Source organism: Gemmatimonadota bacterium (assembly GCA_026706845.1).
Lineage (GTDB): Bacteria > Latescibacterota > UBA2968 > UBA2968 > UBA2968 > VXRD01.
The window spans coordinates 1-10,003 of sequence record JAPOXY010000110.1 but is presented as its reverse complement, the minus strand read 5'-3'; the positions used below and the strand labels follow the sequence as shown (position 1 = coordinate 10,003).

Here is a 10,003-nt window from a genome sequence, read left to right as displayed (position 1 = left end):
AATAATCTCTGGTATTCTCAGCCGACCAATCAGTCGTAACATGGTTCTCACGTTGATATTCTCGCATTTCCACGCGTTTGCCAAGTCGCCTGAGACCGAGGAATGTCTCCCGTGAATTCACCGATCCGGGCACATCCTGAGTTCCGCATATAACCAACACAGGTGCTTCGACCTGGTCGAAAGCAAAGAGCGGCGAGTTCTTAATATAGGCATCCCGTTTCTCCCAGAGACTTCCGCCATTTCGCGCTTGCTTCCCTTCGCACCACCCTATTCTTGCTACATCTATAAGATAGGTACTGGTCATATTGATTCCGAACGGCGCATTGGCAACCGCGGCACGAAAAGCCCGTGTTTGCGTAACCAATGCCATCACACCATAAGCACCATAGCTGTGACCCCAAACGCCAATTCGATTTTTGTCGGCAAAACCCATTTCTATGACACGATTAACAGCGGGCAGTGTTACGCCCACAATCTGACCAATTGGACTATTGTCCTCCATGATCGAATCTGGATAGAGTGCAGCATAACCGGCACTGGTGAGCAACCGCGCTTCCGAGTTATACCTATCGCGCCTTGAAAAATCACTCCCAGGATAGATGGTGACAATCATGGGTAGCCGGTCTCCCGCCCGAGCATCTCTGGGAAGGAAAAGAGCCGTCTTCTGTACGCGACCATTCGCGTCCTTAAACTCTATGACTTTGCGCACCGGTTGTTCCACATCTCGTCGCCAGGGATTGATCTTAAGTAATGTCGTTGCTCCTCCACTGTCGAGAGGGTACGCATGTACCGCCTCTCTGCCACGAGCAAAAACGAAACGCTTGGATGCTATTAGAGTGAACTCATCAGGACTTGAAAATGGCGCAGGACATACCGTGGTCGTCTCGCCGGAAACGGAGTGGATGCGGACGATATATCTCAAATTATCACGTTTGTCAATTGCGTGGGCAAGAATATTGCCCTGATCATCCGTATGGAGGACCGATTCGCCGTACCGTTGCGCAATCGCATTTATCCTCAAATGATTGCCAGTCGAATCCTTCAACAACTGCCGATTCTTACCGTCCTCAATAGAAAGATGATACAAACATCCTTTTTGGAGCCAAATAAGGCGCGTACCATCCTCGGTCCACCAGGGCATTTGAAAGTTACCCAGGGACGAAGTGAATTCTGTCACCATTGTAGGCTCAGTAGATCCATCCGCCGGTGCGAAGTAGAGATGTTGCGGTTCTCCCTTCCCACCGGTGATATAGCAAATTGTCTGGCAAGTGGGCGACCACGATAAATGACAGGTATAACTGTTGACAGGTACTTCCCGAGCGACTGCATAAGGCTCGCGACCGTCAAGTGGAACAATATTCACATCGGCAATAGTGTGAGGACGATCCACCGGAGATGCAATTTTATTAAGAAGTGCAACAGCTTGCCCATCCGGAGCCATACGCGGGATACCTGGCGTGAGACTGGGCGCATACTCCGTAACAATGCCTGAGCTTATCTCCACAACGCCGACGCAGTTATCAATACCGGGCTGTTCAAGGAATGGGCTATGCTGATCTGAGGCTGGCTGTTCCGGAGTGTATGACCGTACAATGATGTCAGGAGATTTTGTAGAGACATGGGCGCTCGGGATCAACCGCACGATGATGCGGCGACCATCGGGAGACCATTGGGGAACGTCGAAGTTAAATCCCCAGCCGATCACAGCGTTGGATACGAGGAATACTTCGCGCGTCTGTCTGTTCCACAATCCAACACACGCCTGAGCATCTTGTGAAACGACATAAGCGGCAAGCGTTTGTCCGTCTGGAGACCAGCGACCTGCCCAGCTCATTTGTAGATCAGAAAATGGCTCTATGGACTCACCTGTTTCAACGTCTATAAGGACAATGTATGCGCCGTTCTCACCATAATTGGTATCGTCTGTCACGCGACGCTTCCCCTGGCTGAGTGTTACAGCAAGCAATCCGCCATCAGGCGAAATATCCCACGGGCAACGACTGGTAAACTGGTTGATGTTCAACAAGTCATCAACAGTGAATAGTCGCGACATATTGATTCCTCCAGAGTGGCTGACAACGTCATTTCGCTACGAGTATGAGCATAGTTTTATGCTTCATACCAAAAACCATTATGAGTCACGCGATCGTATCAGAGTATCTACCCCGTATTTTCCTGAGCCGATAACCACGAACATCCCTGTAATAACCAGGTACAGAAATGCCATCTCCTTCGTGCTGAATGGATCCGCTGCGTGTTGTAAGAACCCGGCCACCAGCATGGTCGAGCATATCAAAAACGCCCCTGGCCGCGTGAGTAATCCCAGTGCCAGCAATAGCCCCCCGCCAAACTCCGAAAAGGCTGCCATCCAGGCAAAAAACTCGGGTAAGGGAAACCCCAAATTTTCTATAACGGCCACAAACTGCTCGGAAGGTGGGATCTTCCCCAATCCATGTCCCAATGCCATACTCAACCCTACAAAAACCCTGAGAATCGCCAACCCGACATTTGCCGGGATCGACTCAATAACCGCTCCGCCAAATACAAGTCGCTTAATCATAAAACCACCTCCATATTAAGGTTTACAGACGTCGTCATTTACTCAGAGAGTTCAATAGTATCTCTGAACATCGCTGCTGTAGTCGATATGACCTCATCCCAAAGCCTGCGTCCCAACTCGGCACTCGCCCTGGTCGCATCGCCAATGACGCCAGTGTCTGAGTATCTTGTGAAATCGAGATGCGGATCATCCCAATTCACTTCTCTGGAACGGGATGAAGGGATACTTCCGAGTCTAACCGTGTCCGGGCGTTGATACATAGCAATTGAGGTCGTAAAACTATCGGCATGACCACCGGGAACGCTGGGATCAGCTACGCGGCACCAAATGTCGTGATATGGGAGAGGTGGAAGACAAGCCTTGCATCCTGGATGGAATTTTGCGTTGAACCTGTCCACCGCCTCCTGCAGTCGATGCTCACCGCAGCCGCGCCAGACAACAACAGTACCAAAGCCCTGTTCTGCCAGCGATTCAAGGACGAAATAGACATACGCTTCATGAACAACGTGCGGGATGTTGACATAGCCCGAGCCAAAGCCCCGATGTTCGGGTGTGGGTCCAAATGGCATGGCTGGCAAAACCAGAGCACGTACATCGTGACAGCGTGCCGCATACTGTACAGCCTCCAACGCAACAGCTTCCGCAAACCAGGTGTCGAAATCTACCGGCAAATGCGGACCCTGCTGCTCGGTGCATCCCGTGGGTACAATCGCCAAGCATCCATCATCAATAAGATCTTTGATCTCTAAGTATGTATAATCAGTGAATTTATGGGATTTCATCTTGACTCATTCACACGTTGATCAAATCAATAGAAGAAGGACCCGTTTGTACCCTGTAATAGGTCCTTGTCCTGTCCGCGAAGTAATCCTTGATGCGTTCGACCTGCTTTGGAGACGTGTTGCTCGGGATACGATCTAAATGAAAATACTCAATCTGATCCGCCTCATCGGTGAGTTGAATTGTGCCCCCTGTAACCTGGCAAAAAAATGACAACACGATCTCATTCTTATCTATTTTACTGTACACCCCACTGAGATGGACGGGCACGGCGTTCAAACCCGTTTCTTCTTCTATCTCCCGAACCAGAGCAGCCCACGGACTCTCGCCTGTCTCAACACCCCCACCGGGTAAATTCCACAAATCGAAGTCGCGTCGGTGGCACAACAAGACGCGGTCTTTATCATCGGTAATAATCCCAAAAACTCCGATTGTGAACACGATCAAATCCCTCTTCTGATATATCGGACATATCCCAACTCGGCCTCAAAGATATCCAACTCGTCGAGTTCACCTATTGGGACAAATGTCGCTTCCTCTTCATAGTCATCATCGCACATTAGGTCTGGCACATATTTGGAAGCACGGGCGGTATAAATAATTTGAAAAAAGTGAGGGAGATATGGGAACTGGAATCCAGGCGGCTTCGGCTTGAGATGTTCCAGATGGATGAACCCCAAGCGAGATATATATTCAATCGTCCAGCCTGTCTCTTCAATAACTTCACGGCGAAGTGTTTGTTCAAAAGTCTCTTCCCCCTCGCGCCGACCGCCCGGCAAAATGTGATTGCCCTTGCGGTTCCTGAGTACGAGAACAGAATCATTCTGGAAAACGAGACATCGAACAGAAGTTACAAACTGCTCTGGCGGCTGTTCATCATCGGAAAAAAAATAACACACGCGCAAAGGCATCGTCCCATTTGCCCACAGAGCCTCTGTCTCGTGAAAAGGAGTTTTACCCTTCAAAAACGTCTGTATATCTTCACTACTATTCAATGCTGTCTATTCCTTCAAAATCGAGATATAAACGACTGGGTTGAATACCCGTATTATTTTGATACTTTTCACTTTTGTAGGTCTCGAAATCACCATCCAGAGTATGGTAATAAATCTGGCAGATTTCTACATTTGGATAGATTCGAACGGGTCGGATACAGAACATCTCTAATGTCCAGTAGCCAGCAAAGCCCACATCGCCAAAACCTGCGGTTACGTGTACAAACAGCCCCAATCTGCCTACTGATGACCGCCCCTCAAGCATGGGGACATAATTATTCGTCCTGGTAAATTCTGCTGTCCTGCCAAGATAGAGCGTTTGGGGTTGCATCTCGTACCCATCATCCGGAATCTGTATAGATCGCGTGCGATTTTTCTTTTTCATATCGAGAACGCCATCCTCGTATATCATAAGTTCATTGGCAAGTGAAAGATTATAACTATTTGGATTGAGCCTGGCAGGATCAAACGGCTCAATAATAATATCTTTTCCAATTCGCTCGTGAATCATTTTTCCCGATAAAATCATAACGCGCTCCCTGACTATTCTACTTCAGGCAAATCTCTATACATGATATACATATAATCTGCAAATCCATGCTTTCTCCAAAATGAATATCCAATGGTATTCATAGAAGCCACTCGAAGTTCAACTCTGTCTATTCCCAGAGACCGAAACCAATCCAACATTTCATTTAACATCAACTCTCCAATTCCCTTTCTCCTGTGTTCAGAAGAAACAGCCAAATCTTCAATAGTGCCATGGGTCTGTTTGATAAATACAGGAGGATAGTTCCTAATTCTCGCTATTCCGAAGCCCATTGGCTTTGTATTCTCAACCGCCATAATCACAAGGGCATCCTCAGCCTCAACCAATCGTTCCAGATGATCATTCATGCTTTCTTCTGCACCCTCAGACAGAGTATATCTGGAATCAAACGGGACATGAAAATCCATAAGTTCTTTCCAGATCTCCAGTATAGCGGGTATATCAGATTTCAAAGCCCTAACAACTTCCATTTTCATCCTCTCCAATATACGATGTGTCATTGATCACCTGCGTATATACGCCTGTTTTTGAAACCTCCGAAATTACAAAATCGAGAAAATCTATAGCCTCTTGTCTCGCGTCCAATTCAATACCGTATTTCCACGCCAGAGCATTCCCTACCAGATCACCCCACCTTTCTCCATAATTCTTCTGCACCCATGACGCAGCCATCTTCTTTGAGCCAACAACGGAGCAAATCACAGTATGCAGTATTCGACACAGATTTAGAATGAAATACGCTTCATGGTGGCTATCCCTAAAATATTCCGGATTGGATTTTTTCGGTGCCCATTCCTGAAACAAATCGCGAACGCAGGCTTTTCGCACATCCTCAATATCAACCGGGGGCGACAGCTTCTTAAAGCTCGGACCAAATAAAGCGATGGAATGACCATAAAGAAAATATTTGTTGATTATCCATTCATTTCCATAAGGTGCCTCCTCATAAAGGGTACAATCACCACCCCAGTACCACGGTCTCGGCTCCGTTGGAGGCATAACACATGGTAGCATATCGACAGGCGTATAAGAACACTCTAACCGCCGCGCCCATTTCTCGAATTTCTCTTCCATCTCTCTGTGCAAACGCCGAATTGAATCGAGTTCGCTTTGAGAAACAGGGCGATGCACAATCACTGTAATATCAATATCACTGCTATGGTAGTTAAACGCCCCATGGGACAGCGAGCCAGTCAGATATATCCCGAGTGCATTTTCCCCGAGAACGGGAAAAACGCCTTTAACAAAAAAGTCTATGATCTCGTTCACATCGGGATATTTCGTAAGATTGCTCGCAATCATTGGATTGTCTTCATCTATACTATAACTTGCGTTTCATGAACACTGCAACTTCACCCTCGATATCACGATTGGTATAATAGGACAGATCGATACCCTCGACTTCAAAACCTGCGCTGCGATAGAAATCAATGGCTGGCACATTGGTATTTTGAGTCTCGCAAACCAAAATCCTCAGCCCTTCAGCTTTGGCGACTTCCGCTACCTGCTCCATCAATTGCCTGCCGACACCCTTTCTCCTGTATGACTCGGCAACCCCAAATTCCCTGATCCACAGGCTCCTATTCCACTCTATCTTTTCCGAAATAGCGATACCCACAAGCCGATCAACGTCATAGGCTCCCAGCGACAGACCACAATTGACAAGTTCGCTGTAATTCCTGAAATCCTCTTTTGAGAACGACCAGCGTTTCACGTAAGGCTCATCCAATTTTTGACGCTTCAGGATAAAGCAAAACTCATCAGCGGTCTCAGTCTTAGACACCTGGTACCTATCATTTGAAACATAACCATCCACTATATGCAAATCCTCGCGCCGTAGCTGCTCTAATTTTCTGATTTCGATCATGTATCTCTTTCGCTTAATATTCAACGATGTACGAACCACATCATCGTTTGATTTAAACACGTCCAGTCAGCCAGTTCTCGCCGAGCCAATCCTCCCATCGACGTGCCAGATCCACTCGAGCATCACGGCTCTCGTCCGTATGAGGCGTACCTCCGTGTACAAAGGGTGGTCTCGTCCTCGGCAATCTTTGTCCTGTTATAGCTTCCAGTGCATCTCGTCGGGCCGCGAAATTCGCTACGCGACCCATCCGGGCGTCTTCTTCAAGGCCCGCAGCGATTCCCTCAGCAAAATCTGGATAAGCCATTTTTGGGGCAAGGTAAAGAGCCTCAATACGGACATCTAAGCTCGTATCATCGAAGAGATTGTGGAAGGAAACTCTACATTCAGACCACAAATCTGAACGACTTCGTAGCAAGTACACACCCGCCATCCGGACAATTGGCGAAGAATCTCGAAACGCTCTCAGTATATAGCCCGAATCCACCTGGGACGGTGGTCCGCCAGCAAGAGCGCACAAAGCCGCAGCGCGAACATCTGCTACGGGATGCTTTGTTTGCTTGCATATTAGACTTACAGCCTGGTGTGGGAGATCATCACCAACAAAAGAGAGGATTACATCTTTTACTTCATCGGGATTGTTGCTCTTAAGTCCATCCAACCTGTGATCCAGAGAGCTTTTTCGCCACGATGACCAATTTCGGTAGGGATCCGTTACATCATGCACGGCATCAGGTACGCCGTTAGCCATGGCGCAGCTAACTGACACCAGGCCAGCGCGCAGATCCGACCATTCGGGCCTCTTCAGCGATGACGATATCAGCGCTGATTTCATTTCGCGGGCTGTCCAACTCGGATGCGCTTGCCACAGACAGGCGGCTGCCCCAAGGAGAGCCGGTCCCGAGAACGATGTACCATCTATACGAGCGTAGCGAAATGGAATGTCGTCTATCTTTGCATAAAAATTATTTGCTATCTCTTCATCGTTTCTATGGGGCAGAACAACGTTCTCTGCCGGTGCCAGAATATCCGGAATCCATTTCCCCTCAAATGTAGTTCCTCGGCATCCTTGATACATCTTGGCCCGATATGGATCCCCATCCTGAGGAATCGCTACGCCTCCAACAGAAAGCACAGACGGGGCTGCGGGTTCAGCGATGCCAGTAGTCTCATCTGGCCAATTCCCCGACCCGGAAACCACGAGCACGCCCTCAGAAGCTAATTCTTCACACAAGATGCGACGCGGATCTGTCTGCCATGGTAGAATGCCTGAACCTATCCGCCTTTTGCGTGCTGATAATACGCCTCGTATCTCGTACTTCCGCCAATTATGCAAAACCCATTCCAATGCCTTAATATGTGCCTTTTCAAGATCATACTCCGGCTCGCGTGAGTACTTAGCAACAAGAAACAGATCTGCTTCGGGTGCTACACCTTTGTATATCTCCTGCGATTCGGCACCTGATCCACCAGCGGCTGCCGCGGCACACAACGCATGCCAGCCACCTGACCACGGTCCAGGCTCCGCCTGAAACACCTCGGGATGCGTTTCAGGATCTGACATGCCCCGTACCAAGTAGGATGTACGCCGTTCATTTGTACTGATATCGGGGTGGTTTGGAAATTCTCCATCAATAACAGCAATCCGGACATTTTTACCCGTAAGTTCACCGGGAATCCGAAGAAAGTCCCTCAAGGACGGCCACATATCTTCTCCTGTAGGTTTATTTCGATCTATTCTCTTCCAACCAGTCGACCGCAAAATCCACGACATCGCGTTGTGGCATGAGTTGACAACTCGCGAGACCAACCTTGCCATGACGCACCACATTCCCCGCGTCTGACCGCAGAAAATCCTCACCTATGCGATCAAAATCCGAACTATCTGGTTCAACTTCTTCAAAGGTAGTCCACGTCCTTAAACCCGACGCAGAAATCGGTGCGCTATCCTGAACAATGCGCTTAGTAGAAAAATTCGCCCGATATTCCGCAAGATGCATAGACGTATTATTTTTATGCCCCACACCGAGAAGCAGGACAAAACCGTGCAAATCGTAAATTCTCGCAAGCGGCGAATCCTCGCCCATGCCAAAAGACAGTGAATGATTATTCACGACATACGATGCTTGAGGCCCACATGCACAAAACGAGACCTGCGGATGTGAACTGCGGAAAACCCCTCTCTCCCTGCGAAATGTCTCCGCAATAATGCCCATAGCGCGAGTTGGCGTAAGCACCGGATCGTAAGCTGGCATAGTCTCGCGTATCACCGGCCACCACGACTCAGGAACGGGCGGACTTTTCCACTTGCTCGGCTCGCTCAGACCGGTTGAGTGCGCGGGCATCACAAGCGTTCCAGTAGAGCCCAGAACTTTCTGAAGCGCAATAACAACCGCCACAGACCCTCCACACACCCATCCCATCGCGCTCAAAGACGAATGCACCAACACGACCATCCCCGGTCTAACGCCAAGCGCGCGAAGATCCGTCTGCAACGATTCAATAGTAGCGGGCGTTTTTGTCTTTTCAACAACCTTGCCTTCACTCATTATTTTTCCCCAATACGTCACCTATTTCGCAGCAATCGCGACCATCTCCACAAGCGTATCTCCCTCCAGCTTAACCTCCACACAGGCGCGCTGGGGCCAATTGTCGGCACTAATCCAGGCGTCCCAAACCGCGTTCAGGATGGGTTTCTTTGACATATCTGTGATATAGATCGTGACGGAAAGAAGGCAAGACTTATCGGTTCCAGCCTCAGCGAGATTCGCGTCCAACTGTTCGAGCGCCTGTTGAGTCTGATCCTTGAGGTCTGTGGACACATCCGGTGCGGTGACAACCGTATAGACGATGCCATTGTGTTCAACGGACTTGCTGCGGCCAAATGCTTTGCCCGGGTATCGTTTGATAGTCATAAATGCTCCGATAGATAGCGTGTTACAACATAAATTTCACTGATCTTGTGACAATTCTATCAACGAGATGGTTTCTGTTATGCACGCGATACGTTCTTCTTGGGGGGCGCGATTGGAATAAGAGCCTGCGGATTACCAAAGGATGAGAGAAGAGAAAACAGTTGTTTTCCACTCGAAGAATAAATTATCTTACAGCCCGTAAGACCCAACACCTTTAGCGTTGGGTCGCATGGCGAAGGGCTTCCGAATCCCTGCTTTCGCAGGGACATGCTTATGGTGCGGTACTTCCGTGTAAAATCATCACGGAACATGCTTAGCATGGTGGCACATTGCTCAAGG

12 protein-coding genes are annotated in these 10,003 nt (G+C 48.8%); all 12 read right to left on the bottom strand.

Going from position 1 to position 10,003, the window contains the following annotated elements; translation table 11 throughout:
• On the bottom strand, positions 1-2,053 hold a 2,053-nt coding region (locus OXG87_11105), incomplete at its 3' end, for a prolyl oligopeptidase family serine peptidase (GenBank protein ID MCY3870097.1).
• Positions 2,054-2,131: 78 nt separating this feature from the next.
• Positions 2,132-2,560: a DoxX family protein gene (locus OXG87_11100; GenBank protein ID MCY3870096.1), complete on the bottom strand. Its 429-nt coding sequence runs from the start codon at positions 2,558-2,560 to the stop codon at positions 2,132-2,134.
• 38 nt (positions 2,561-2,598) lie between these two features.
• Positions 2,599-3,342: a creatininase family protein gene (locus tag OXG87_11095; protein MCY3870095.1), complete on the bottom strand. Its 744-nt coding sequence runs from the start codon at positions 3,340-3,342 to the stop codon at positions 2,599-2,601.
• 10 nt (positions 3,343-3,352) lie between these two features.
• Positions 3,353-3,781: an NUDIX domain-containing protein gene (locus OXG87_11090; protein MCY3870094.1), complete on the bottom strand. Its 429-nt coding sequence runs from the start codon at positions 3,779-3,781 to the stop codon at positions 3,353-3,355.
• Between the two features lie 2 nt (positions 3,782-3,783).
• On the bottom strand, positions 3,784-4,335 hold the full coding sequence (locus tag OXG87_11085) for an NUDIX hydrolase (protein ID MCY3870093.1): 552 nt from the start codon (positions 4,333-4,335) through the stop codon (positions 3,784-3,786).
• Complete coding sequence (dcd, locus tag OXG87_11080) at positions 4,328-4,864, bottom strand: dCTP deaminase (GenBank protein ID MCY3870092.1); 537 nt, start codon at positions 4,862-4,864, stop codon at positions 4,328-4,330. Before dcd ends, OXG87_11085 begins: the two co-directional genes overlap by 8 nt.
• A gap of 14 nt (positions 4,865-4,878) precedes the next feature.
• Complete coding sequence (locus OXG87_11075; protein MCY3870091.1) at positions 4,879-5,355, bottom strand: GNAT family N-acetyltransferase; 477 nt, start codon at positions 5,353-5,355, stop codon at positions 4,879-4,881.
• Positions 5,342-6,187 (bottom strand): DUF4111 domain-containing protein, encoded by an 846-nt coding sequence (locus OXG87_11070; GenBank protein ID MCY3870090.1) that lies wholly within the window; start codon positions 6,185-6,187, stop codon positions 5,342-5,344. Before OXG87_11070 ends, OXG87_11075 begins: the two co-directional genes overlap by 14 nt.
• A 19-nt stretch (positions 6,188-6,206) precedes the next feature.
• Positions 6,207-6,752, bottom strand: coding sequence for a GNAT family N-acetyltransferase (locus tag OXG87_11065; protein ID MCY3870089.1), 546 nt, complete (start codon positions 6,750-6,752; stop codon positions 6,207-6,209).
• A 52-nt stretch (positions 6,753-6,804) separates the two neighbouring features.
• A complete protein-coding gene (locus tag OXG87_11060; protein ID MCY3870088.1) occupies positions 6,805-8,457 on the bottom strand; it encodes a S8 family serine peptidase in 1,653 nt (550 codons plus the stop codon).
• A 16-nt stretch (positions 8,458-8,473) separates the two neighbouring features.
• Positions 8,474-9,298, bottom strand: a complete 825-nt coding sequence (locus tag OXG87_11055; GenBank protein MCY3870087.1) for an AAC(3) family N-acetyltransferase — start codon at positions 9,296-9,298, stop codon at positions 8,474-8,476.
• A 21-nt stretch (positions 9,299-9,319) separates the two neighbouring features.
• Positions 9,320-9,664, bottom strand: a complete 345-nt coding sequence (locus tag OXG87_11050) for a RidA family protein (protein MCY3870086.1) — start codon at positions 9,662-9,664, stop codon at positions 9,320-9,322.
• Positions 9,665-10,003: the final 339 nt, after the last annotated feature.